16 protein-coding genes and 1 pseudogene are annotated in these 24572 nt (G+C 66.0%); 9 read left to right on the forward strand and 8 right to left on the reverse strand.

Annotated elements, in window-relative coordinates:
• Entirely contained in the window at window positions 1-1689 is a 1689-nt protein-coding gene (rpsA, locus tag GST15_RS03510; RefSeq protein WP_159015870.1) for a 30S ribosomal protein S1, read from the reverse strand.
• A 156-nt stretch (window positions 1690-1845) separates the two neighbouring features.
• Window positions 1846-2550: a (d)CMP kinase gene (cmk, locus tag GST15_RS03515; RefSeq protein WP_159015871.1), complete on the reverse strand. Its 705-nt coding sequence runs from the start codon at window positions 2548-2550 to the stop codon at window positions 1846-1848.
• 143 nt (window positions 2551-2693) lie between these two features.
• On the opposite strand from cmk, the gene ykgO reads away from it, so the two are divergent.
• The 5 genes from ykgO (at window position 2694) to GST15_RS03540 (ending at window position 6570) form a co-directional block, all read left to right on the forward strand.
• Complete coding sequence (gene ykgO / locus GST15_RS03520; RefSeq protein WP_005913193.1) at window positions 2694-2819, forward strand: type B 50S ribosomal protein L36; 126 nt, start codon at window positions 2694-2696, stop codon at window positions 2817-2819.
• A gap of 151 nt (window positions 2820-2970) precedes the next feature.
• Window positions 2971-3297 carry a hypothetical protein gene (locus GST15_RS03525; RefSeq protein WP_159015872.1) on the forward strand — a complete coding sequence of 109 codons (327 nt, stop codon included), beginning with the start codon at window positions 2971-2973 and terminating at the stop codon, window positions 3295-3297.
• A gap of 19 nt (window positions 3298-3316) precedes the next feature.
• On the forward strand, window positions 3317-4345 hold the full coding sequence (locus GST15_RS03530) for an agmatine deiminase family protein (RefSeq protein WP_159015873.1): 1029 nt from the start codon (window positions 3317-3319) through the stop codon (window positions 4343-4345).
• A complete protein-coding gene (locus GST15_RS03535; RefSeq protein WP_159015874.1) occupies window positions 4345-5235 on the forward strand; it encodes a carbon-nitrogen hydrolase in 891 nt (296 codons plus the stop codon). The genes GST15_RS03530 and GST15_RS03535 overlap by 1 nt, the downstream gene beginning before the upstream one ends.
• Window positions 5236-5346: 111 nt before the next feature.
• A complete protein-coding gene (locus GST15_RS03540; RefSeq protein WP_159015875.1) occupies window positions 5347-6570 on the forward strand; it encodes a TraB/GumN family protein in 1224 nt (407 codons plus the stop codon).
• Window positions 6571-6620: 50 nt separating this feature from the next.
• Here the strand turns inward: GST15_RS03540 and GST15_RS03545 are convergent, their stop codons facing one another.
• The 3 genes from GST15_RS03545 to GST15_RS03555 are packed head-to-tail and all read right to left on the reverse strand — an operon-like array spanning window position 6621 to window position 14413.
• Complete coding sequence (locus tag GST15_RS03545; protein WP_159015876.1) at window positions 6621-9734, reverse strand: efflux RND transporter permease subunit; 3114 nt, start codon at window positions 9732-9734, stop codon at window positions 6621-6623.
• Between the two features lie 37 nt (window positions 9735-9771).
• Complete coding sequence (locus GST15_RS03550) at window positions 9772-13248, reverse strand: efflux RND transporter permease subunit (protein ID WP_159016431.1); 3477 nt, start codon at window positions 13246-13248, stop codon at window positions 9772-9774.
• Between the two features lie 16 nt (window positions 13249-13264).
• The gene (locus GST15_RS03555; protein ID WP_159016432.1) at window positions 13265-14413 is read right to left on the reverse strand and encodes an efflux RND transporter periplasmic adaptor subunit; all 1149 of its coding nucleotides are present in this window, start codon (window positions 14411-14413) and stop codon (window positions 13265-13267) included.
• Between the two features lie 231 nt (window positions 14414-14644).
• Between GST15_RS03555 and GST15_RS03560 the strand changes: the two genes are divergently transcribed.
• The gene (locus GST15_RS03560; protein WP_425482204.1) at window positions 14645-15025 is read left to right on the forward strand and encodes a c-type cytochrome; all 381 of its coding nucleotides are present in this window, start codon (window positions 14645-14647) and stop codon (window positions 15023-15025) included.
• A gap of 11 nt (window positions 15026-15036) precedes the next feature.
• Window positions 15037-15501 (forward strand): c-type cytochrome, encoded by a 465-nt coding sequence (locus GST15_RS03565; RefSeq protein WP_233263039.1) that lies wholly within the window; start codon window positions 15037-15039, stop codon window positions 15499-15501.
• A 57-nt stretch (window positions 15502-15558) separates the two neighbouring features.
• Here GST15_RS03565 and GST15_RS12955 read toward each other — a convergent pair.
• Window positions 15559-15807, reverse strand: a pseudogene (locus GST15_RS12955) (transmembrane repetitive protein); the annotation flags it as partial.
• 1397 nt (window positions 15808-17204) lie between these two features.
• Window positions 17205-17798 carry an NfuA family Fe-S biogenesis protein gene (locus tag GST15_RS03575; RefSeq protein ID WP_159015879.1) on the reverse strand — a complete coding sequence of 198 codons (594 nt, stop codon included), beginning with the start codon at window positions 17796-17798 and terminating at the stop codon, window positions 17205-17207.
• 110 nt (window positions 17799-17908) lie between these two features.
• Between GST15_RS03575 and GST15_RS03580 the strand changes: the two genes are divergently transcribed.
• Window positions 17909-18259, forward strand: a complete 351-nt coding sequence (locus GST15_RS03580) for a 4a-hydroxytetrahydrobiopterin dehydratase (RefSeq protein WP_159015880.1) — start codon at window positions 17909-17911, stop codon at window positions 18257-18259.
• A gap of 122 nt (window positions 18260-18381) precedes the next feature.
• Window positions 18382-23202: an EAL domain-containing protein gene (locus GST15_RS03585; protein WP_159015881.1), complete on the forward strand. Its 4821-nt coding sequence runs from the start codon at window positions 18382-18384 to the stop codon at window positions 23200-23202.
• 46 nt (window positions 23203-23248) lie between these two features.
• On the opposite strand, the gene GST15_RS03590 is transcribed toward GST15_RS03585, so the two are convergent.
• A complete protein-coding gene (locus GST15_RS03590) occupies window positions 23249-24211 on the reverse strand; it encodes an RluA family pseudouridine synthase (protein WP_159015882.1) in 963 nt (320 codons plus the stop codon).
• Window positions 24212-24572 lie beyond the last annotated feature (361 nt).

Below are 24572 nucleotides of genomic sequence, written 5' to 3' on the forward strand. Positions count from 1 at the left end.
TTACTCGGCCTTGCTGTTGAGCTGTTCGCGCAACAGCGCACCCAGCTTGGTGGTGCCACTGGAGGCATCGGCGGCGGAGCGGTTGTAGTCGCTCATGGCTTCCTGCTCCTCAGCCTCGTCCTTGGCCTTGATCGAGAGCTGCATGACGCGGCCCTTGCGATCCATGCCGATGAAACGGGCTTCGACTTCGTCGCCGACCTTCAGGTGCTGGGTCGCATCGTCGATGCGCTCCTTGGCGATGTCGCGCGCGGCGAGGTAACCCTCGACGCCTTCACCCAGGTCGATGGTCGCACCCTTGGCGTCGACTTCCTTGACCGTGCCCTTGACGATCGAACCCTTGGTGTTCGACGCCACGTACTGGCCGAACGGATCCTGCTCCATCTGCTTGACGCCAAGGCTGATGCGCTCGCGCTCCGGGTCCACTGCCAGCACGACGGCTTCCAGCGTGTCGCCCTTCTTGTAGTTGCGGGCGATGTCCTCGCCGGTGGAATTCCACGAGATGTCCGACAGGTGGATCAGGCCATCGATACCGCCGTCCAGGCCGATGAAGATGCCGAAGTCGGTGATCGACTTGATCTGGCCGTCGACCTTGTCGCCCTTCTTGTGGATGGCGGCGAAGGTTTCCCACGGATTGCTGGTGACCTGCTTGATGCCCAGCGAAATCCGGCGACGCTCCTCATCGACGTCCAGCACCATGACCTGCAGCTCGTCACCGACCTGCACGACCTTGGACGGGTTGACGTTCTTGTTTGTCCAGTCCATTTCGGACACGTGGACCAGGCCTTCGACGCCCGGCTCGATCTCGACGAACGCGCCGTAATCGGTGACGTTGGAAACCTTGCCGAACACGCGGGTGTTGGCCGGGTAGCGACGCGCGATGTTGTCCCACGGATCCTCGCCCAGTTGCTTGAGGCCGAGGCTGACGCGGTTGCGCTCCTTGTCGTACTTGAGCACGCGGACATCGAGCTCCGCGCCCACTTCCACGACTTCGGACGGATGGCGCACGCGCTTCCAGGCCATGTCGGTGATGTGCAGCAGGCCATCGATGCCGCCGAGGTCGACGAACGCGCCGTAGTCGGTGAGGTTCTTGACCACACCCTTCAGCACCGCGCCCTCGACGAGCTTCTCGAGCAGCTGCTCGCGCTCTTCCGAATGCTCGCTCTCGACCACCGCGCGACGCGAAACCACCACGTTGTTGCGCTTGCGGTCGAGCTTGATGAGCTTGAACTCGAGCTCCTTGCCTTCCAGGTACACCGGGTCGCGGACCGGACGGACATCGACCAGGGAGCCCGGCAGGAATGCACGGACGTCCTTGATGTCGACGGTGAAGCCGCCCTTGACCTTGCCGCTGATGCGACCAACGATGGTTTCGTTCTTCTCGAGCGCTTCCTCGAGCTCGTCCCACACCATGGAACGCTTGGCCTTCTCACGCGACAGCACGGTCTCGCCAAAGCCATTCTCGAGGCTGTCCAGCGCGACCTTGACGATATCGCCAACGGCGACATCGATCTCGCCGGCGTCGTTGCGGAACTGTTCGATCGGCACGATGCCTTCGGACTTCAGGCCGGCATTGATCACGACGACGTCGGTGCGGACCTCGACGATCGTGCCGGTGACGATGGAGCCCGGCTTCAGCTTGGCCAGGTGGGACTGGCTCTGTTCGAACAGCTCGGCAAAGGATTCGGTCATTGCAGCATTCATGGAATATCTCTGTGGATACACGAGCCGGCGCCGCCACTGGGGCGCACGTCGACCCACCCTGGGTATGGCGCGCGCTTGCGGGCAAGCTGGCGCCATGTGTTGTGGATGGTCCACCTGCGGGATTGCCGGTGGTGTCTTCTGTCGCTAGAACCCCTGGCCCTGGCGTGCCGGCAGCAAAGCCAGCACGCGCTCGACGACCGCATCGATCCCAAGGCCGGTGGTGTCGATGCACACGGCGTCGGGCGCCGGGCGCAACGGAGCCACCGCGCGATTGGCATCGCGGGCGTCGCGGGCGAGGATCTCTCGCAGCAGACCCGCCAATGTAACGGAAACCCCTTTGTCCTTCAACTGCTTATAGCGCCTTTCGGCCCTTTCGTCGGCGCTGGCGGTGAGGAAAACCTTGGGGTGCGCGTCGGGGAAGATGACCGTCCCCATGTCGCGCCCGTCGGCGACCAGGCCCGGGGCCTGCCGGAACGCACGCTGGCGATCCCGAAGCGCGGCGCGGACCTCGGCAATGGCGGCGATGGCCGATGCGGCGGCGCCGGCCGTCTCGGTCCGGATCTCGTCCGTGGCATCGGTGCCGTTGACGATGACCCGCGGCTCGGCGTGCCCGTCCCCGCGGAACGCGATCCGGGTATCGAAGGTGCAGCGGACCAGCGCCGAAGCGTCGGACAGGTCGATGTCCGACCAGCCGGCGGCCAGTCCCACCGCCCGATACAGTGCGCCCGAGTCCAGGTAATGCCACCCCAGCGTTTCCGCGACCCGGCGGCTGATGGTGCCCTTGCCCGACCCCGATGGGCCATCGATCGTGAGCACCGGGACGGCGCCGGCGGGGTGTTCGTCAGCCATGTGGACTCCCTTGAATCGGGCGATTGTAGCGGGCGACGCCCGTCCCTCGTTGCAAGCACTTGAATCGGTGGAGAAAAAGCCGCTAAAATGCGCGGCTCAATTGTGTCGTCACTTTTCCCAACCGTTTCCTGCCGAGGTTTGCCATGAAGGTCCTGTCCTCCCTGAAGTCGGCGAAGACCCGTCACCGCGACTGCAAGGTGGTCCGTCGCCGTGGCAAGGTTTTCGTGATCTGCAAGTCCAATCCGCGTTTCAAGGCGCGTCAGCGCTGACCTGCGATTGCAGGCGCGCGAAGGAAAGGCCGCAGCGATGCGGCCTTTTTCGTTTGGACCCGCCGCTCCCGGTCGGCCCGTCATGGTCGCTCGCCGGGCAGCCGATCTGCTACAAGGCAGGACCTATCCACCGCTCCCGAGGAGTCGCGCCATGACCTTCCGCTATCAAGCCTTGCCGCTGGTTGCCCTACTGGCCTTCGCCGGGATCGCGTCGGCCGAAACCCTGCTGGTGGACCGCGTGCAGCAGGAGCCGTCGGCGATGCCGCGACGCGGCCTGTCCATGGCCCAGGTGCAGGCCCGGTTCGGCGCTCCCACCAGCCGGCTGGACCCGCGTGGCGGCCAGAAACACCAGTGGCCGACCATCAACCGCTGGAGCTATCCGGGCTTCACCGTGTACTTCGAACACGACAAGGTGATCGATGCCGTCGCCAACAAGGTCGACGCGGAAGAGATCGGTCCCAAGCCGGCAATCCGGTGATCGCGAGGTCCGTCCGTTGATGAGCGACAGCATCCGCTTCCCCGCCGAATGGGAGCCGCAGTCGGCCGTGCTGATTGCCTGGCCGCACGCCGACACCGACTGGGCGGCGCATCTGGGCGAAGTCGAAGAGACTTACATCGCGCTGGTTGTTGCGATCACCCGCTTCGAACCCGTCGTCATCTGTGTCCCGGACGACGACGTCCAGGCCTATGCGCGCGCGCGGCTGGCGTCGGCCCGTGTCGACATGGGCCGCGTTCGTTTCGTCGAGGTCGCATACGACGACACCTGGCTGCGCGACTCCGGACCGATCTCGCTCCGGGATGGCGACGGCTTCCGACTTCTCGATTTCCGCTTCACCGGCTGGGGCGGAAAGTTCGAAGCCAGCCGCGACGACCAGTTGATCGCACGCCTCGACGAATCCGGAACATTTCTCAAGAGTGTCCGCCAACCTATTGATTTTGCATTGGAAGGTGGCGCCATCGAGACCGACGGCGCGGGCACCCTGCTGGCAACCTGGCAGTGCCTGCATGAGCGTCATCCGGACCTCGACCGCGACACCCTCGCCGACAAGCTGGCGGGCTGGCTGCACCAGGATCGCGTGCTGTGGCTCGACCACGGCTACCTCGAAGGCGACGACACCGACGCCCACATCGACACCCTGGCCCGCTTTGCCGACGCCAACGCCATCGTCTACCAGGACTGCAACGATTCCGACGACCCGCATTTCACCGAACTGCAGGAGATGGCTGCGGAACTGGCCGCGCTCGTCACCCGCAATGGCCAGCCGTATCGACTGTTCGCATTGCCCTGGCCCAAACCAATCGTCGATGAAAACCGAAGGCTGGCTGCCAGTTACGCCAACTTCCTCATCATCAATGGCGCCGTGCTGATGCCGGCTTACGGCGATGCGGCCGATGCGGGCGCGCAGGCCGTGCTGGCCGCGGCATTTCCCGATCGCGACGTCATCCCGGTCCCATGCCGGTCATTGATCTGGCAGAACGGCAGCCTGCATTGCATCACCATGCAGTTGCCGGAAGGAGTCGTCTGATGGCCACCTTGAAGACCCTGCCGGTCGCGCTGATCCAGGAGCGCAACCACGGGGACGCGGATGCGAACCTCGCGATCATCGAGCAGCGGGTTGCCGAGGCGACAAAGCGCGGAGCACGGCTCGTGCTGCTGCAGGAGTTGCACAACGGGGCGTACTTCTGCCAGCACCAGGACGTTCGTGAATTCGACCTGGCCGAGCCGATCCCCGGCCCCAGCACCGAGCGCCTGGCGCAACTGGCAAAGGCGCACGGCATCGTGCTCGTGGGTTCGCTGTTCGAGCGCCGCGGCGCCGGGCTGTACCACAACACCGCCGTGGTCTTCGAATCCGACGGCTCGATCGCGGGCAAGTACCGCAAGATGCACATCCCGGACGATCCCGGCTTCAACGAGAAGTTCTACTTCACTCCCGGCGACCTCGGCTTCAATCCGATCGATACCTCTGTCGGCCGGCTCGGGGTGCTCGTGTGCTGGGACCAGTGGTATCCGGAAGGCGCGCGGCTGATGGCGCTGGCCGGTGCCGAACTGCTGCTGTATCCGACCGCCATCGGTTGGGATCCGGACGACGACCAGGCCGAGAAGGACCGCCAGCGCAATGCCTGGATCCTCAGCCATCGCGGTCATGCGGTCGCCAACGGATTGCCGGTGCTCAGCTGCAATCGCGTCGGCCACGAGCCGTCGCCGATCGGGGCCTCCGGGATCGACTTCTGGGGGTCGAGCCACGTGCTTGGCCCGCAGGGGGAATTCCTGGCCGAAGCCGGCATCGGCGATCCGGAAATCCTCATGGCCGAAGTCGACCTGCAGCGCAGCGAACACGTCCGCCGCATCTGGCCATTCCTGCGTGATCGACGCATCGACGCCTACGGCGACCTGCTGAAACGCTATCGCGACTGATCGGCCACCGGGCATGCGCCAGGCACCCTGGCGGTATCCGGCACAACGCCTCCATTGCCTTAATCCTGCGTCGCCGATGGCGAATCCACGGCGACCCACAAGCGACCGACGATGACCGACACCACCCCCGCTGCGACATCTCCCGCCAACGTGCTCGCCGGCCAGCCGGTGGCCATCGTGGAGCGCGATGGCGTGCACTACACGCTGCTCGGCACGGCGCATGTCTCCCACGCCAGCGTCGAGGCCGTGCGCGCCGCGATCGCCAGTGGCGAATACGACCAGATCGCGATCGAACTCGACCCCCAGCGGCTGCAGGCACTGACCGACCCGGACGCACTGGCGAAGCTGGATCTGATCAAGGTGCTGCGCGAGGGCAAGACGGCACTGTTCGCGGCCAACCTCGCCCTCGCCGGCTACCAGCGCCGGCTGGCTGAAAAACTGGGGATCGAGCCCGGCGCGGAACTGAAATACGCGGCGCTCGAGGCCAGGTCGCTCGGCCTGCCCCTGCACCTGATTGACCGCGACGTCGGCATCACCTTCCGGCGCGCCATGCGCAGCCTGGGCTGGTGGGGACGCGCCAAGATCAGCGCCGGACTGGTTGCGGGAATGGTCGCCAGCGAGGAAGTCGACGAAGACGAGATCGAACGCCTCAAGGAAGGCGACATGCTCGAGTCGGCATTCGGTGAGTTCGCCGAACGGACGCCGGCGTTGTACGAGGCGATCATCGCCGAGCGCGATCGCTACATGGCGGCCAAACTGCGCGCCTGCGGACAAGCGGGAACGCGCGTACTCGCCGTGGTGGGCGCCGGACACCTGCAGGGGCTGTCACGCCACCTGCGCGACGACACCGAAGCACCCGCGCCGATGCTCGAGCAGCTGGAGGCGGTGCCGAAGAAGTCGTCGATTCCGTGGTTCACGCTCGCCATCACGACGCTGATCGTTGGCAGCGTCGCCTACGGCTTCTGGCACGGCGGACTCGACCTGGGCGCATCGCTGGTCATCCAGTGGGTGTTGTTCACCGGCGGGCTGGGCGCACTGGGATGCCTGCTGGCTGGAGGCCATCCGCTGAGCATCCTCACCGCGTTCGTCGCCGCGCCGCTCAAGCCGTTCCATCCGGGTGTCCCGGCCGGGACGTTCAGCGGACTGGTCGAGGCGCGGATCCGCAAGCCGACCTACGGCGATTTCCTCGCGTTGCGCGACGACGTGCAATCGGTCGGTGGCTGGTATCGCAACCGGGTCGCACGCGTGCTGGTCAACTTCATGCTCACCAACCTGGGCACCGCGATCGGCGTCTGGATCGGTGGCGCGAAGATCCTGAGCAAGGTGCTCGCCTGATTGCGTGAGCTGGTGGGTCGGCTTCGGGAACTGAAGCCGATCCACAGTGTTCACTCCGCGGCGATGGCAGCCACCGTTGCCGCCGGCATGCCGCCCTCGCCTCGCCTGCGCCGTGCCCGCGCGATGAGTCGTGACGTGCCATGGCGCATGTCGTCGAGGATCGCGTAGATCGTCGGCAGGAACAGCAGGCTCACGACCGTCGAGAACGCCAGCCCACCCGCGATCGCGCGCGCCATCGGGTAATACGCTGGCATGTTCTGCCCGCTGTCGCTGGTGGACAACGCGATCGGGACCATGGCGAGGATCGCCGTGCCCATCGTCATCATGATCGGACGCAGGCGTTCGCGACTACCTTCGACCAGTGCATCCGTGCGCGACAGTCCGCGGCGGCGCAGGTTGTTGATGTGCTCGATCATGACGATGCCGTTGTTCACCACCACGCCCATCAGCACCAGGATGCCGATGAAGGCCATGATGTTGAACTCGGTGCCGGTGAGCCAGAACAGCCAGAAGACCCCGAACACCGAGAACAGGACGCCACTCATGATCGCGGCGGGGAACAGCAGCGACTCGAAGACGGCCGCCATCACGATGTAGATCATGACCAGCGCGATCAGCAGGTTGAACATCATCTGCGACGTGGCTTCTCCGTCGTCCTGGAACGCGCTGCCTTCAAACGTGTAGCTGTATCCGGCAGGGAACTCGATGCTCTTCAGCGTGTCCTCCATCGCCTTGCGCGCGTCAGGCATCGTCACCTTGTCGGGGAGCCTGGCGACGATCTTGACGGCGGTCTGGCGATTGACGCGTTTGATCTCGCTCGCCGCCGGCACCATGCTGACGTCCACCATCGACGCCAGCGGCACGGACCGGCCGTCCGGCGCGCGGACGGTGAAGGAATTGATCTGGTTCATTCCGAACTTCTCGGCGCCGGCGAAACGCACCCAGACCGGCACTTCGGTTTCGCCGCGGCGGAATTCGCGCAGCGGAGCGCCCCTCAGCGCGAGTTCCACGAAGCGCGAGACGTCCTGCACGCTGAATCCGAACGCGGCCGCCCGTTCGCGGTCGACCCGCACCGTCAATTCGCTGTTGCGGTCGCCCGCGTCGAGGCGGACATCGCGTAGCTCCTTTCGCCGCGCGAGGATCGGAACGATGTCGTTCGCAAGGTCGGTCAGGGTCCGGGTGGAGTCGCCGACCAGCTGCACCTCCACGTTCTGGCCCGGACCGCTGTCGCCGCCACCGTTGCCCAGGGTGATCTGGGCGCGCGCGGACTTCGGCAGGGCCTTGCTGATCTGGTCGCTGATCGGCTTGGTCACCTTGGCGTCCTTGCTGTCGAACGTCACGACCGTATTGGCGTCGCCCTGCTCGCTGTAATACGAGTAGATCTGCTTGACGTGGAATTTCTTCCGGTTCGCGTCCAGGAATCGCTCGACGCGCAGCACCTCGTCCGACATCTGCTCCTTGGTGTAACTGCCGTTCCACTGGTAACTGACGTAGGCCTGCTCGCCGCCGTCGCCGCCGAACATGTTCTTCTTGGTCAGCATCACCGGGACGATGCTGACCGCGATGATCAGGACGATGCCCAGGACCGACTTGCCACGGTGCTCCAGCGTCCAGCGCAACAACGAAGCGTAACGGCGTTGCAGGCGCGGGATCAGTCCTTTCGACGACGCCTGGTTGGCGACGGTCGGCGGGGTTTTCAGCCGCGCCGAAATCATCGGGATGAGGCTTACCGCAACCAGCCACGAGGCCAGCAGCGAGACCGAGATCGTGATGGCGATCTGCGACAGGTAGATCGCCAGGAAGTTGCGCTCGCCGAACAGGTTGGGAACGAACACGATGCAGTGGCACAAGGTGCCGGCGGACAATGCGATGGCGACATGCCGGGTGCCCAGGATCGAGGCCAGTCGCGGCTGTCCGGGATTCTTCTCGCGTTCCTGGTAAATGCTCTCGACCACCACCACGGCGTTGTCCACCAGCATGCCCACCGCCAGCAGCAAGCCCATCATGGTCAGGATGTTCAGGGTGACGCCGACGAAGTACATGAAGCCCAGCGTCATCACGAAACAGATCGGAATCGCCAGGGTCACCATCAAGGTCGACGGCCAGTGGCGCAGGAAGAAAAACAGCACGGCGATGGACAGCACCAGGCCGATGCCGCCGGCCTCGGCCAGGCTTGTCAGGGAGCTCGTGACGTTCTCGCCGCTGTTGTCGATCACCTTGACCTGCACGCCGCTGAAGGCTGGATCCTTCTGGATCGCCTGTACCATCTTCAGCGCGCGGCTGGACACGTCGACGAGGTTCGCGTCGCGCTCCTTGAAGATGTCCAGGCCAACCGCGGGGCGGCCATCCAGCCGACGACCGTAATCCATGCGCGCAGGCTTGAGGCGCACGTCGGCAATGTCGCCCAGGCGAGTGCCATTGCTGCCGATCACCAGGTCCCGCAGTTGCTGCAGGTCGGTCAACTCGCCGACCGGCTCGACGCGCAGCCGTTGTCCACCGTCGTCGATCTCTCCGGCGGACACCGAGAAATTCACCGCCTGCAGGGTCCTGGTCAGGTCGTTGAGGTTGATGCCATTCGCGGTCAGGCGATCGGGGGCGATGGCGATCTCGACTTCATTGGGCGTCGCGCCCGATACCTCGACCTTGGCTACGCCCGGAAGCCGCTCCAGGGGACGCTTGAATTCCCGGTCGATCAGGTCGTAGGCACCCTGCAGGTCCTGGGTCTGGCTGGCCAGGCGCACGCGCAGCACGGGCTGGTCGGCGGTATCGATCTTCTGCACGACGTAGCGCTGCAACGCCTCGGGCAATTCGGCGCGGATCGCATCGATGCGTTCGCGCGCGTCGGAGGCGGCGATGGCGACATTGCGGCTCCAGTCGCTGAAGACCACCATGAAATCCGCGCCGTTGGCACGCGCCGTCCCCTCGGTGCGCTTGACCCCTGACATCGTCGCCAGCGCTTCTTCGACCGGCCGCAGCACCGTACGCTCGACTTCCTCGGGCGTCGACCCCGTATACGGCAACTGCACGAAGATCAGCGGCGGCGTCACCGACGGGAACGCTTCCAGTGGCAGGCGGAACGCCGCGATCAAGCCGATCACGAACAACGACACGAAGAACATGACCGTCGTGACCGGGCGCTTGATGCTCAGCTCGGCGATCGTCATGCGCGCGCTCCGGAACCGGCGCCTGCAAGCGGCCGGCTCATGGCTGGCCTGCGTCGGTCAGGGGCGACTGTTCGCCATGGATGCCTGCCTCCACTTCCGCGTTCTCGCGGCGCGCACGGCGCCCGCGTTCGCGGTAATAAGCGTCGGCGCGCTTGTCCAGCAGGTCGTAGACCACCGGGATCACGACGAGCGTCAGCAGCGTCGACATCAGCAGCCCGCCAATCACAGTGATCGCCATGGGCGAGCGCACTTCGGCGCCTTCGCCGGTGGCGATCGCCAGCGGCAGGAACCCGAAGAGCGTACATAGCGTTGTCATGATGATCGGGCGCAGGCGAGACCGCGCGCCCTCCACCAACGCCTCGCGCTTGGCGACGCCCTGCTCGCGCAACTGGTTGACCTTGTCGATCAGGATGATTGCGTTCTTGACAACAAGACCAACGAGCAGGATCAGGCCAATGAAGACCACCACCGACACCGTGGAGCCTGTCAGGAACAGGGCCAGGACCGCGCCAACCATCGCCAACGGGATGGTGAACAGGATCACGAAGGGATGCAGCAGCGATTCGAACTGGGAAGCCATCACCAGGTAGACCAGGAAGATCGCCAGGCCGAACGCGAACAGCAGCGACTTCACCGAGTCGGACAGTTCCTCGCCCTGCCCGCCAATATGCATGCCGGTGTCGGTTCCCAGGGGATGCGCGGCGACCATGTCGCGCACTTCCTGCACGGCGCCACCCAGGTCGATACCCCGCAGGTTGGCCGAAACCACGGCCACGCGAACCTGGTCGGCACGATGGATTTCGCTTGGCCCGGTCGTGGCGACGACGTCGGCGACGGCGTCCAGCGTCACCGGGCGGCTGTTGCCCGGGTTGACGATGAGGTGGCGGATGTTGTCGACGGATGCACGATCGGATTGGCGGGCACGTACCAGCACGTCGATCTTTCGGTCGCGATAGCTGTATTCGGTGGCCACGTCACCGCGGACCTTGCTGACGACCACGTCGGCGATCTGGCGCGTAGTCATGCCCAGGGCCGCCGCGCGCTCCTGGTCGAAGCGGATCTGGATCTCGGGGAAGCCCTGCTCGACGGTCGACTTGACGTCGGCGTAGTGCGAGTTGCCGCGCAGCAGCGTCGCCAGCCGCCGGCCGGCGTGCTCGATCGAAGCGAGGTCCTGGCCGGTGATTTCTATTTCCAGCGGCGCGGAAAAACTGAACAGCTCGGGCCGGCTGAAATCGACCTGCGCATTGCGATGCGCCTGCATGCTCCGACGCAGGCTCTCGGTTTCCCGCGCCTCCACCGCCTTGCTGCCGCCATCGGCCATGATCACGCTGACCCTGCCGATGTTCTCGCCACTCTCGGTTGGATTCGCATCCAGGCGGGTGCCGCTGCCACTGACGCCATACAGCACGCGGATGCCGTCGTCCTTCGCATGGGCGCCCTGCAGTTGGCGAACCAGCGCGTCGGTTTCACGCAAGGGCGTCCCAGGCGGCAACTTCACCGTCATGTCGAAACGGTCCTGCGCCAGTTGCGGGATCAGGTCGGCGCCGAGGAACGGCACCATCAGCAGCGTCAGCGCAAAGGCGGCGGCTGCGGTTCCGAGGACCAGGCCACGCTTGCCGAGCGCTGCCGGCAACAATTTCATGTATGCGCGCTCGGCGCGTCCGTACGGTGCCATGGCCAGGTCGCTCGCCTTGCGCATGACCGGACCGACCACGGCGCACAGGCCACGCCAGCTCCGTACCACCAGCCAGGCGATGCCGAAGAATCCACCGCGCACGCCAGCACCCATGCCGTGCTCCACGGCCGCCAACGGCTTCTGCAGGCGGGAGGTCGGCTGCCATTTCGGATGTGGCGGCTCTTCGGGGAATGCCAGCGGCGGACGTCCCTTGAGCGAACTCAACATCGGGATCAGCGTCATCGCGACCACGAGCGAGATGCCGATCGCCAGCGCGACCGTCAACGCCTGGTCGCGGAACAGTTGGCCAGCGATGCCTTGCACGAACACCAGCGGAAGGAATACCGCGATCGTCGTCAGCGTGGACGCCACGACCGCCATGCTGACCTCGCGGGTGCCGGCGATCGCGGCATCCAGGATGCCCAGCCCGCGTTCGCGTGCCTTGGCGATCGACTCCAGCACGACGATCGAGTCGTCGACCACCAGTCCGGTCGCCAGCGCGAGGCCGCCCAGCGACATGACATTGAGGCTGAGGCCGAACCGGCCCATGAAGAAGAACGTCGCGATGATCGACACCGGCAGCGACAGCCCGACAACGAAGGTGCTCCAGCCATCGCGCAGGAACAGGAAGATGATCAGGATCGCGAGCATCCCACCGATGATCGCGTCGACCTTCACGTCTCGGATCGCATTGCGGATGAACTGCGACTGGTCATCGATCGTCGTCAGCTCCATGTCCGATGGAATCTGGTCCTTGATCTGTTCCAGGCGTTTGCCGATCGCGTCCGCGGTCGCCACGGTGTTCGCGTCGCCTTCCTTGTAGATCGCCAGCTCGACCGCTTCCTTCCCGGCCAGGCGGATGATCGCCTCGCGCTCCTTGTAGCCCTGGCGGATCGTCGCGACGTCCCTCAGCCGCACCGGCATGCCATCGGCGATGCTCGACGAGGAGGACGAGGCGCTCTGGACCGAGGCCGCGGCCGCCATCGCACTGGCGTCGCCGGTGGCCGCTGCCACGCGCGCCATCTGCTCGGCGGCGCTCTGTGCCGCGCCACCGCCGGCCGCCTGCGTGGTCACCAGCATGTTCGCGATTTCATCGACGCTGGCGAACTGGTTGACGGTCCGCACGAGGTAGCGCTGCGTCCCCTCCTCGAGCCGACCGCCCGACACGTTGATGTTTTCCTGCTTCAGCCGGTCGATCACGGTCGCGATCGGCAGGTTCAGCTGCGCCAGCTTCTGCTGGTCGATGTCGACCTGGATCTCATCCTCCAGGCCACCTCCGACCTTGACCGCGGCGACGCCAGCGACCGGTTCAAGTTTCTTCTTGAGATCGTCGTCGGCGTACCGCCGCAGCTCGGTGAGCGCGCGGATGGGATCGGATGCCGTTTTCGGCGTCAACGCCAATCGCATGATCGGCTGCGTCGACGGGTTGAATCGCAGCAGCACCGGCGGCTTCGCCTCCAGCGGCAGTTGCACGACCTCCATTTTGTCGCGCACGTCCAGGCTGGCCTGGTCCATGTCCGTGCCCCAGGCGAACTCGAGCACGACGTCGCTCTGTCCGGTGCGCGACACCGACTTGAGCTTGCGCAGCCCCTTCACCACGCCGACGGCTTCCTCCACCGGTTGGGTGATGAGCGTCTCGATCTCCGTCGGCGCCGCGCCCGTGTACTCCGTCCGCACGGTCAGCGTCGGATAGCTCAGGTCCGGCAGCAGGTTGACCTTGAGGCTGCGCAGGGCAATCAGACCGAACAGCACGAGCGTGATCGTCATCATCGCCACCGTCACGCGACGGCGGGTGGCGAATTCGACGAGATTGAAGGACGGACCGCTGGAGGAAGGCATCACGTCGGTCTTCTTCTTATTGTTTGGGCTTGGACGGGGCTTTGGCCGTCACGCGCTTTGCCGGCGCATTGACGTCATCCAGGACCTGCACGACGGTGCCGTCACGCAGTGCGGTCTTGCCGGCGACGACCACCTTGTCGCCTTCCTTCAGGCCACTGCGGACTTCGGCCCAGGCGCCATCGGTGTAACCCAATTTGAGCGGGACGCGCTGCGCCTTGCCGCCCACGATCGCGAACACGGCGGGATCGGTCGCATCGTCCAGCAGCGCGGCACGCGGCACGACCAATGCGTTCATGCGCTGGTCGTAATCGATCTGCATCCGTCCGAACATGCCGGGTTGCAGCAGGCCGCCGCCAGCGAACGCGCAGATCACGCGAAACGTGCCGCTGCCCGAATCGACCACCGGTGCGACGCGATCGACGCTGCCGGTGAATGTCTTGCCCGGCAACGAGTCGACCTGGAGCTTGACCGGCAAGCCCGCCTTGAGCACCTCGAGTTCGCGCTCGGGGACATTCAATGTCGCCTCGAGCCTGGACGTGTCGACGATGCGGAAGATCGGCGTATTGATCTGCACGAAGTTGCCCGGCTTGATCGACCGTTGCGCGATCACGCCGGAGATCGGCGCGGTGACGTTTGCGTAGGAGAGCTCGAGGTTGGCCAGCCGGTTGGCGGCACGCGCGTTCTCAAGGTCGTACTTGATCTGGTCGATGTCGTTGGCACTGATCAGGCGCTGGTCGGAGAGTTGGCGCGCACGGGCGTAATTGCTTTCGAGCTTGCGCATCTGCGCCGACGACTGCGCGGCCTGCAGGGCGGCACGCGCCGAATCCAGGCGGACCAGTACCTGCCCGGCACGCACCTGCTGGCCTTCCTGCGCGAGCACGCTCAGGGCGACGCCGGATGTCTTGGCGACGACCTGCGATTCCCCGCGGGCATCCAGCGGCGCCGTGCCGCTGTAGCTGGCCGCGATCGGGCGGCGGGTGGCCATGGCGACCTCGACCGGGACTGCCTCGGGGCCTTTGCTGGCCCCGTCCTTGGCGTTGGCCTCGCCCTCGCCTCCGCGCTTGCAGGCGCCCAGCGAGAGGGTTCCGACCAGCAGCAGCGCAACCACCAGGGCGGCTGGGGCACGCGACCGCGTGGCGGGTGGAATCGGGCGGGAAACGCGCATGTCGGGAACCTGTTGTCTGGTGTTGTAGATATGTATATCACCCAGCGCGCGAACCTCGAATGCGCCATTGGTCATGGTGCGCTTCGGCTGTGACATGCATGGCGGCAGGCTGACCATCCGCATTGGGTTGCACGGACGAGGTCGCTATACTTGCGCGCTTGTGCATCGTGCTGGCGCACGGACGATGTCCATCCAGCATTTCCTCGCCTTCCGACCGCGGACAAACCGATGATCCGACCGTTGTTGCTCGCCCCATTCCTGATCCTCCTCGCCGGCAACGTGCTGGCCCAGGAACCCGCAGCGGCCACATCCGTTGCTGCTCCTGCCGCCGCAACCACCCCGGCCGCGCCTGCGGCGCTCGCCGGCGATGCGACGCGTGGCAAGGAACTGACCTACACCTGCCAGGGTTGCCACGGCGTCACCGGCTACAAGAACGCCTACCCGAATTACCACGTGCCGCGGATTGGCGGCCAGGCGTCGCAGTACCTCGTCAATGCCCTGACGGAATACAAGCAGGGCAAGCGCAAGCATCCGACCATGCAGGCGCAGGCAAGCAGCTTTTCGGCCCAGGATATCGCCGATATCGCTGCCTACATCTCCAGCCTGAAGTGAGCCCGATTCCAATGACGAAGACCCACTGCCTGCCGCTGCGCCCACTTGCCCTCATCGCCGCCCTGCTTGCCGGCGGATCGATGATCGCCGGCTGCACACCCGCTGGCGAAACCCCGGCTGCCCATTCGTCGGCCGACCGGACCGAAGGCCACTCGACCTCCTCTGCCGGATTGCCGCCCGGCCATGCCGATGCCGGCCAGAAACTGGCCACCACCAAGAACGCCGAAACCGGCCAGGCCTGCGTCGATTGCCATGGACCCGGCGGCAATGCGCCGATCGACCCCACCTATCCCAAGCTCGGCGGCCAGTACCACGACTACATCGCGCACTCGCTGCAGATGTACCGCGCCGGCGATCGCGAGAACGCCCTGATGGCGGCGCAGGCCAAGGTCCTCACCGACCAGCAGATCTCCGATGTCGCCGCGTACTTCAGCACGCAGCCGACGCATCTGCGCGACATGAGCGGGCTCGAATAAGCCGAGCCACGCGTCCCGCAATCGCATCACCACCGGCCCGCATCGCGGGCCGGTCGTTCATGGGGAGCCCGGTTTGCGCAGGCTCCGCTGGTCTTCCTGCAGGTCGGGCTTGAACGGAATGTCCGGGGGCGGTCGCGCCGTGGCTTCCTGGTCGTTCATGTTGGGATCGCTGATCGTGCAACCGCCGCCCAACTGCAACAACGACACCTTGCACTCGAGCTTCTTGGATGTCCCGGGTATCGGGATGGACACCGTGCGGACGTTCCTGCGCACCCACTCCTCGAGCAGCGTTTCGCTGGGAACCCAGACCTTGTCGAATCGCGTCGGCGTGTAATCGTTCGGTGGGCGCCTCAACCACGTCCCGGCGCGATCGAACTGCTCGTGGGTCCAGTGATCGCTGCCAGGCGGAAAACCGCCTCCAGGTTGCGCGGTGCCCGCGGACAGGCGCGGGCTGCCGTCGGCATTGAACAAGCCCGGTTGCGTGCCGGTATTGCCACCAGGCCGGTTGCGCGCTGAAGCACCCCAGTCGTCCGCACGCAGTGGTGTCGGCTGCGCCCCCGGCTTCGGCGTGCTCGTGGCGCCAGCGCCGATGGCAGCCTGGCTCGACTGCGCACTGGCAGTCGCCGCCGGCTTGCCGCCGACGACCGATGACGTGCTTGCAGGCGCCGTGCCAGTGGCCGGCCGCGGCGGTGCGATCGCAGTGGTTGTCGTTGACGCCGCGGGCGGAGATGGCGACGGCGCGGGCGGCTGTGTTGTCGGCGGCGTCACGGCCAGTGGCGATGGCACGGCCGGTTCGACGACGACTTTCGGCGGCGCCGTGGTCGGGGCCACGGCCGCCGGGACAGGCGGCGTTGGCACCGGCGCTGGACTCGGCGACGGTTGCCTGGCCAGTTCGATGTCGCGGATTGGTACCTGCAGCGCCGGCTCCGCAATCTGCGCCTTTGGCAACTCGACGGCCCGCGGCGTCGGCGGCGGGAGCGAGAACCTGCGATCAGGCACGGGCACCTGGCTGACCTGGAGCGGCTGCGGCGGAGTCGGAGCAGGCTTGATTTCAGCAACGGGGGCGGCGGGGCTGCTCGCCTCGGGTTGGGTTGCGGCGGCCTGCGCCGCAGCCGGTTCCCGAACCACGGCTTTGCGTGGCGGACGCGGCGATGGCGTTTGCGGCGCAGCAACCGTCGCCGGTTCGGCGGCGCCAGCCTTGGGCGCACCGCCGCCGGTCTCCTCCGGCGTGCCCTGACCGACATACTCGACCTGCACGACTTCTTCGCCCTGCGGCGCCGAGGTCACCATGAAACGGACGGACGCCAGCCACAACAGGATGGCAACCAGGATGAGATGGGCGATCAATGTCAGCGCCGCCGCCGTCCAGCGCACATGGCGTTCTTCTCGCTCGGGCGGCATCCATTGCTGGCGCCACAGCGTGGCGAACGCCTGCCAGCGATTGAGTTCGCCGGCCCGGCGCGGCGGCCGCGACAACTCCCGCCGCATGAGGACGGCGATGATCGCCTCCGCCGTCGCGCCCGTGATGGCGCCCAGGTGCTCGCCCATCCGCGCGAACCAGGCCTGCCACGCCGGGGGAAATTCGCCCGCAGGCACCGGCTCGCCGGCACGAAGCCAATGCCGCGAACGCCCGCGACCGATCACGACATCGATGAGCTCAGCCGCAGAGAACATGGGGTCCGACCCGCTGCTGGCGGGGTCGCTCAGGCCGTGTCGCGCGGCATGTAGGGTGCCTCGCCGGTGCCATGGTCAGTGGCATCGCGGACGGCGGTGACGCCGGCAACCTTGGTCAGCAGCGTCTTTTCGATTCCCTGCTTGAGGGTGACGTCAGCCATGCCGCAACCGTGGCAACCGCCGCCAAAGCGCAGGACCACGACGCCATCCGCCGTCACCTCTTCCACCGCGACGTGGCCACGATGGGTCGCGAGCTGCGGGTTGATCTCATGCTCGACGATCCAGCGCACGCGCTCGACCAGCGATGCCGACGCGGTCGGCACCTGCCCCTTGATCCCCGGAGCGCGGATCTGCAACTGGCCACCAGTGGCCTGCTGGGTGTAGTCGATCTGCGCCCCGTCCAGGTAGGTCACGCTGGCCGCGTCGACCCAGAGGGTGAAGCCCTCGCAGTCGACGGCCCACTCGTCGCCGAGCAGGTCCGCCGGTTCTGCGAACTCCAGCCGCACGTCGGCCTTGGGCGTACCCGGATGCATCGCCGTGAGGCGGACGCCCATGCCGGGCAAGCCTTCGCGCTCGATGAGCTTGTGGAAATGCGCCTGCGCTGACTCGGAGATATCGATCATGCCGCTATTCTATCGATCTGCGCCCCACGGATCGTCGGCGAAGCCGGCGACCGCCCTTCGGCCGGTTGCCTGCATTCATCCGAAAACCCCGCCCCACCAGGAGGATCCGCATGAACGACCTGATCCCGCTGTCCCAGGCGCATTGCATCGCGCGCAAGGGAATCGACCACCGCCTGACCGAGGCGCGCGTGCGTGAGCTGCTTCCGCAGGTCCCTGGCTGGCAATGCGTCGAGGACGGCCACGCACTGAGCAGGACATTCACCTTTCCCGACTATTACCAGACGATCGCCTTCGTCAACGCGCTGGCCTGGATGGCGAATCGGGAAGACCACCATCCGGACCTGAGCGTGCACTACGACCGTTGCGTCGTGCGCTACTCCACCCACGATGTCGGCGGGCTCAGCGAAAACGATTTCATCTGCGCAGCCAAGGCTGGGGTGCTGGTCGACGACACGCGCTGAGTTCGTGCTCAACGGCTCCGCAACGCAGCAATCGGCTGGTCGGGGCCAATCCATCCGGCCCTGATCGGGCTTCCTTTCCGTGCCAGCAAAAACCCGTGCGGCGGGATATGCTCCGGCTCGTGATGAACGACATCACCGCCCCTGCCGAGCAGCCGCAGCCCATGCTGCGGATCAGCCAGCTCTACGCGGCACTCAGCCAGATCAACCAGGCCATCGTCCGGGTCACCACCCGGGAACAACTGTTCGCGGAAATCTGCGAAGCACTGGTGACGTTCGGCAAGTTCAAGATGGCGTGGATCGGGTGGAACGATCCTGCCACCTGCACCGTGAGCGTGGCCAGCCAGTACGGCGATACCGACCATTACCTCGCCGGCATCTCGGTTCGCAGCGACGACACTCCCGAGGGCCGCGGGCCGGTCGGCACGGCCATTCGCGAAGGCACGCTGTGCGTGGTCAACGACTTCCTGCAATCGCCCATCACCAGGCCCTGGCACGATGCCGCGGCGCGCTGCGGTTTCCGCTCCATTGGCGTATTCCCGATCAGCATGGATGGTCGCGTCTGCGGCGCGCTCGCCGGATACGCCACGGAGATCGATTTCTTCGGTCCACAGGAAATCGAACTGCTGGTCAAGGCAGCCGCCGACACCTCGTTTGCGCTGGACCACCTCGCAGGCGAATCCAGGCGCAAGCAGGCCGAAGATACGTTGCGCAAGGTATCCAGGGCCGTCGAGCAGAGTCCGGTCGCAATCTCCATCGCCGATCGACAGGGGCGCATCGAGTACGTCAATCCCAAGTTCACCGAGATCACCGGCTACACCTCCGGGGAGGTCACGGGCGAGCATCTGCGCCTGCTCCATGCGCAGGACATGGCGCCCGCCGAACATCAGCAGCTTTGGGACACCATCACCGCCGGCAAGGTATGGGAGCGGGAGTCGCGGGCCACGAAGAAAAACGGCGAGCCCTGCTGGAGACATTCGAAGATCTCGCCCGTCCGCGATGCTGCGGGGCATATCGACAGCTTCGTCATCATCGAGGAGGACGTGACCGAGCGCCGACGCATGGACATGGCGCTGGAAGACCGCGACAGGACACTGCGGGCTTTCTACGACGGGGCGCCGCTGATGATGGGCGTGGTCGAGCTGACCCCCGGCGGCGACATCATCGCCGTCTCGGTCAACGAGGCAACAGCCAGCAGGTACCACCGCACGGCGGCCGAGGTGGTCAACCTCAGCGCGCGCGACGCCGGGATGAAGGAAGACGAACACGCGACATGGCTGTCGAAGTTCCGGGAAGCCGAATCAACGGGCTTTCCGCAGCGTTTTGAATTGCGCGGCGCGTGGCACGGAAAGCCATCATGCCTTGCGATGGTCGTGTCCCTCATCGGCCGCACTGCCGAAGGCAACCCGAGGTTGTGTTTCATCGGCCATGACGTCAGCGACCGGGTCGCGGCCGAGGAGACCATCCGCAGGCAGAACGAGTTGCACCAGCTGGTGCAGCGCGCCACCCAGGATGCCATCTGGGACTGGGATCTCATCAGCGACACGCTGCAGTGGAACGATTCCATCCAGAACCAGTTCGGATACCACGCCGACGAGATCCCGTCCCAACTGGACTGGTGGCAGCACAACGTCCACCGGGACGACGTGACCAGGGTCATGTCCGGCCTGAGGCATGTCGTCGACAGCGGCGGCACGTTCTGGTCGGACGAATACCGGTTCCGCAAGGGCGATGGCAGCTTCGCCCATGTGCTCGATCGGGGCTATGTCGTCCACGATGCGCAGGGCAGGCCGATCCGGATGATCGGGGCAATGGTCGACATGACCGAACGCAAGGTGGGCGAACAGACCCAGGCCGCGCTGCATCATATTTCCGAGGCCGCACAGACGGCCTCCACGCTGCCGGAATTGTTCCGCAGCATCCACGCGATCATCGGCGAGTTGCTGCCGGCGGAGAATTTCTTCGTCGCCCTCTACGACGAGCGCAAGGACGAGCTGACGTTTCCCTATTACGTCGATGAGCACGACGGTGCTCCCGCACCGCAAGGACTCGACGACGGCACCCTCGCCGGCCGCGTCATCCGGCTTGGGGAGGCGCTGCTGTTCACGCCGGAAACCCCGCGGGCCGGCTCGCATGAGGAGCTGGCCGTCGTCGGTACCGACTCGATGGACTGGCTTGGCGTTCCGCTCAAGTCGCAGTCGAAGACGATCGGCGCACTTGTCGTGCAGAGCTATTCGGGAAAGGTGCGCTATACCGAGAAACACAAGGCCCTGCTCGACTTCGTCTCCGGCCAGGTCGCCGCTGCGATCGTGCGCAAGCAGTCGGAGGAGGCGCTGCGCGCATCCGAGGCGCGGTTCCGACTGCTGTTCGAGCAGAACCTCGCTGGCGTATTCCGCACGCTGCCCGATGGCCTGATCATCGATTGCAACGACGCCTTCGCGCAGATGCTGGGTTACGGGTCCAGGGCCGAGATCCTGGGCACGAACAGCACGTCGTTGTACTTCGAGCAGGAGGACCGCGACAGCTACCTGTCCGAACTTCGCGCGCGCGGCGCGCTCATCAACTTCGTTGCCCGCCTGCGACGCAAGGACGGACGCGAACTGTGGGGCATGGAGACGGTCAACCTGATCCGCAACGAGCAGGGAGAGCCCGAAGTCATCCAGGGCACGCTTGTCGATTTCACCGACCGCAAGCACGCCGAGGAAGCGCTCCACCTGAGCGAGTCCCGGCTCGAAGAGGCACAACGGCTGGCCCATCTGGGTAGCTGGAACTGGGATCTCTCGAGCCTCTCACTGAGCTGGTCCGACGAGCTGTGCCGCATCTTCGGCGTGGACCCGGCGTCACACCTGCCCAGCTACGAGGATTTCCTGGGCCGCATCCATCCCGATGATCGCGCTTTCGTCGAGACGCTTGTCGCGCAGGCGCTCAAGGACCTGAAACCGCGCAGCTACGAGGCGAGGATCATCCGGCCGGACGGTGAGGTCCGCACCATCCAGGACCAGAGCGAAGTCCTCGTCGACGACTCGGGGCGTGCCAGGGGCATGACCGGGGCCAGCCTGGACATCACGCGCCGCAAGATGGAGGAATCGCTGGAGCGCAACCGCAGCCTGATCCTGGAGCAGGTGGCGCAGAACCAGCCTTTGCCCGGGATCCTGTCGCACATCGTCACCATGCTCGAGATGCAGATGCCGCGGGCACGCTGCTCCATCCTGCTGCTGAAGGATGGCCACCTGACGGCCGGCGCGTCGCCACACTTGCCACCGGAATATTCCAACGCGCTGGAGGGGCTGCCCATCGGCCCCGCGGCGGGCTCGTGCGGCACAGCGTGTTTCCGGCGCGAAACCGTCATCACCCCGGATATCGCCATCGACCCCTTGTGGGACGGCTATCGGGAGTTGGCGCTGCCGCACGGGTTGCGCGCTTGCTGGTCCATGCCGATCCCCTCCAACCAGGACGGCGTGCTGGGATCGCTGGCGATCTACCACGACCAGCCAAGCTCGCCGAGCGAGCGGGACCTCGGTTTCATGGAGATGGCCGCGCGACTGGCGGCGGTGGCGATCGAGCATCGGCAACTGACCGACCAGCTGTCGCACCAGGCCCAACACGATGCCCTGACCGGCTTGCCCAACCGTTTGCTGTTCCAGGATCGCCTGGGCCAGGCCGTCGTCCAGGCCGGGCGGGAACGTCAACAAGTGGCCGTCCTCTACATGGACCTGGACCGTTTCAAGCACATCAACGACACCCTCGGCCATTCGTCCGGCGATGCCCTGCTCTGCCAGGTCGCCACCCGGCTCCAGGGCTGTGTCCGCAAGACCGACACGCTGGCCCGCCTGGGAGGGGACGAATTCACGGTGGTGCTGACCGGCCTCAGGGACGCGCAAGACGCCATGCAGGTGGCGGAGAAGCTCATCGAGACGATGCGCGACCCCTTCCACGTCGAAGGACGCGAACTGTTCACCAGCATCTCGCTGGGAATCAGCATGTATCCCGACGATGGCCTGGACGGCGAGACATTGATGGTCAACGCCGACGTCGCGATGTATCGCGCCAAGGACGTGGGTCGGGACAATTTCCAGTGGTTCGCTTCGGAAATGAACGCCCGCGCCCGCGACCGCATGGCCCTGGAAGGCCAGCTACGCCACGCGATGGCGCTGGGGCAGCTGAGCCTGTGCTACCAACCCCAGTGCGGTGCCATGGGCGAGATCCGGGGATTCGAGGCGCTCATGCGCTGGCGCCACCCGGAGCTCGGCATGGTGTCCCCGGCGCGCTTCATCCCGCTGGCGGAAGACTGCGGCCTCATCGTCCAGATGGGAGAGTGGGCGCTGCGGGAGGCCTGTGCCCAGGCGGCTGCATGGCGCCGTGCCGGACATTCGGAATTGCGGATCGCAGTCAATGTGTCCGCGGCGCAGTTCAGGCGCACGGATTGGGTGGACACCGTGCGCCGGGCATTGCGCGACACGCGCCTGGAGCCCGAAGCCCTGGAACTGGAAATCACCGAAAGCCTGCTGCTGCAGAACGTCACGGAAACATCGGCGAACCTGTTCGAGCTGCGCAAGCTCGGGGTCGGCATCGCCATCGACGATTTCGGCACGGGCTACTCATCGCTGAGCTACCTGCACAAGCTGCCGGTGACCACGCTGAAGATCGATCAGTCCTTCGTGCGCGAGATCCGCGGCGAATCGATCCCGGGACAGGAAGAGGCGCCCATCATCCGCACGATCATCGCGCTGGCACGCAACTTCAGGATGAACGTGGTCGCCGAAGGCGTGGAAACCGAGGCCCAACGCGAACTCCTGCTGCGGCTGGGCTGCGAAAGCCTGCAGGGCTACCTGCTGCACCATCCATTGAGCTTGGAGCAGGCGGATGCCCTGCTCGACGCCGCGTCCAGGGAGTCGTTCACGGCGACCGGGAGCCTCGACCGGCGCCGGACCACCAGGCAAAGCTGAGCCCGATGCATTCCCTGGGCGGCGACGGAATCAGTCGTGGCTGCCGCTAGGCGAGCCGGTCCAGGACATCGACCAGTTCGGCCGGCAACGGCGCGTTGAGCAGGTAAGGCGCCTTGCCGCCATCCAGCGCGAACTCCAGCGTCGAGGCATGCAGGAACATCCGCTTCAACCCGGCGTGCTCGCGAAGGCGTTTGTTCGCCGCCTCGTCGCCGTACTTGTCGTCGCCGGCAACGGGGTGGTCGATGTGCCGGGCGTGCACGCGGATCTGGTGCGTGCGCCCGGTCTCGATGCGCACCTCGCAATACGACTGTCCGCCACGGCGTTCGAGCACCTTGAAGTGGCTCATCGCAGCCTTGCCGCCCTGGTGGACCTGGACATGGCGCTCCCCGCCCTGCCGCAAGCCGACATGCAGCGGGGCGTCCACCGACATCACGCCGTCGGGCATTCGCCCGGTCAGCAAGGCCAGGTAACGCTTGCGGATGCCGCCAGCGCGGCCGCCATCCTCGCGCATGAGGGCCTGCAGCTCGGTCAGCGCCGAGCGCTTGCGCGCCACCAGCAGCAGGCCCGACGTGTCGCGGTCCAGCCGATGGACCAGCTCGAGGGATTCGCGCGGGCGCAGCGCACGCAGCGTCTCGATGGCGCCGAACGAGATCCCGCTGCCGCCGTGGCTGGCCACGCCAGCGGGCTTGTTGATCGCCAGCAGGCGCGCGTCCTCGAAGACGATGCTCGCCTCCATCGCCTCGAGCAGCCCCTTTGCCGGTGTCCCCTTGTCGGCGGGTTCCTCCAGCCGGACCGGCGGGATGCGGACCATGTCCCCGGCCTCGAGCTTGCGCTCGGCCTTGACCCGGCCGCCGTTGACCCGGACCTGGCCGGACCGCAGCAGCTTGTAGACCAGGCTTCGCGGCGCGCCCTTGAGGTAGCCGAGCAGGAAATTGTCGATCCGCTGGCCGTCCCGGTCCTCGGCGATGCGGACGGTGCGCGAGTCCTTGCGCTCGCCCTGGAGCGGCATCGAGCCATCGGGGGCGTCTGGAGCGTCTGGAGCGTCTGAATGGGTCATTCGGGGCCTGATCTGCTACACTCGGCGGGCGAGGTAAGGGTTTGATTTCGCAGGGAGTTGCCTCCTGGTGTTTCGACATCGGAGGCAATCCGGCCAGAAGCCGGGCCCCGAGCGATATCCGACAGTGCGCGACCACCGCCCCCGGGGCGGCCATGTTAGCGGCTGTTCGGCAATCCCGGCGATCGCCCGGTGTGTCAGACATCGGCGCTGAACATGACCCGTGCGCTGCGCCCTGCTCCGAGGCAACTTGCATCGAGCATGCGCGACGCCGGCCCGGCAACACTGAAACGAGACAAGCGCTCCCGCGGCCCGC

This window comes from Cognatiluteimonas profundi (genome assembly GCF_009792795.1).
GTDB classification, from domain to species: Bacteria; Pseudomonadota; Gammaproteobacteria; order Xanthomonadales; family Xanthomonadaceae; genus Cognatiluteimonas; species Cognatiluteimonas profundi.

Coding starts and splice junctions, on each gene's coding strand:
- rpsA (WP_159015870.1), bottom strand. CDS start 1,689: ATGACCGAATCCTTTGCCGAGCTGTTCGAACAGAGCCAGTCCCACCTG.
- cmk (WP_159015871.1), bottom strand. CDS start 2,550: ATGGCTGACGAACACCCCGCCGGCGCCGTCCCGGTGCTCACGATCGAT.
- ykgO (WP_005913193.1), top strand. CDS start 2,694: ATGAAGGTCCTGTCCTCCCTGAAGTCGGCGAAGACCCGTCACCGCGAC.
- GST15_RS03525 (WP_159015872.1), top strand. CDS start 2,971: ATGACCTTCCGCTATCAAGCCTTGCCGCTGGTTGCCCTACTGGCCTTC.
- GST15_RS03530 (WP_159015873.1), top strand. CDS start 3,317: ATGAGCGACAGCATCCGCTTCCCCGCCGAATGGGAGCCGCAGTCGGCC.
- GST15_RS03535 (WP_159015874.1), top strand. CDS start 4,345: ATGGCCACCTTGAAGACCCTGCCGGTCGCGCTGATCCAGGAGCGCAAC.
- GST15_RS03540 (WP_159015875.1), top strand. CDS start 5,347: ATGACCGACACCACCCCCGCTGCGACATCTCCCGCCAACGTGCTCGCC.
- GST15_RS03545 (WP_159015876.1), bottom strand. CDS start 9,734: ATGACGATCGCCGAGCTGAGCATCAAGCGCCCGGTCACGACGGTCATG.
- GST15_RS03550 (WP_159016431.1), bottom strand. CDS start 13,248: ATGCCTTCCTCCAGCGGTCCGTCCTTCAATCTCGTCGAATTCGCCACC.
- GST15_RS03555 (WP_159016432.1), bottom strand. CDS start 14,413: ATGCGCGTTTCCCGCCCGATTCCACCCGCCACGCGGTCGCGTGCCCCA.
- GST15_RS03565 (WP_233263039.1), top strand. CDS start 15,037: ATGACGAAGACCCACTGCCTGCCGCTGCGCCCACTTGCCCTCATCGCC.
- GST15_RS03575 (WP_159015879.1), bottom strand. CDS start 17,798: ATGATCGATATCTCCGAGTCAGCGCAGGCGCATTTCCACAAGCTCATC.
- GST15_RS03580 (WP_159015880.1), top strand. CDS start 17,909: ATGAACGACCTGATCCCGCTGTCCCAGGCGCATTGCATCGCGCGCAAG.
- GST15_RS03585 (WP_159015881.1), top strand. CDS start 18,382: ATGAACGACATCACCGCCCCTGCCGAGCAGCCGCAGCCCATGCTGCGG.
- GST15_RS03590 (WP_159015882.1), bottom strand. CDS start 24,211: ATGCCGCTCCAGGGCGAGCGCAAGGACTCGCGCACCGTCCGCATCGCC.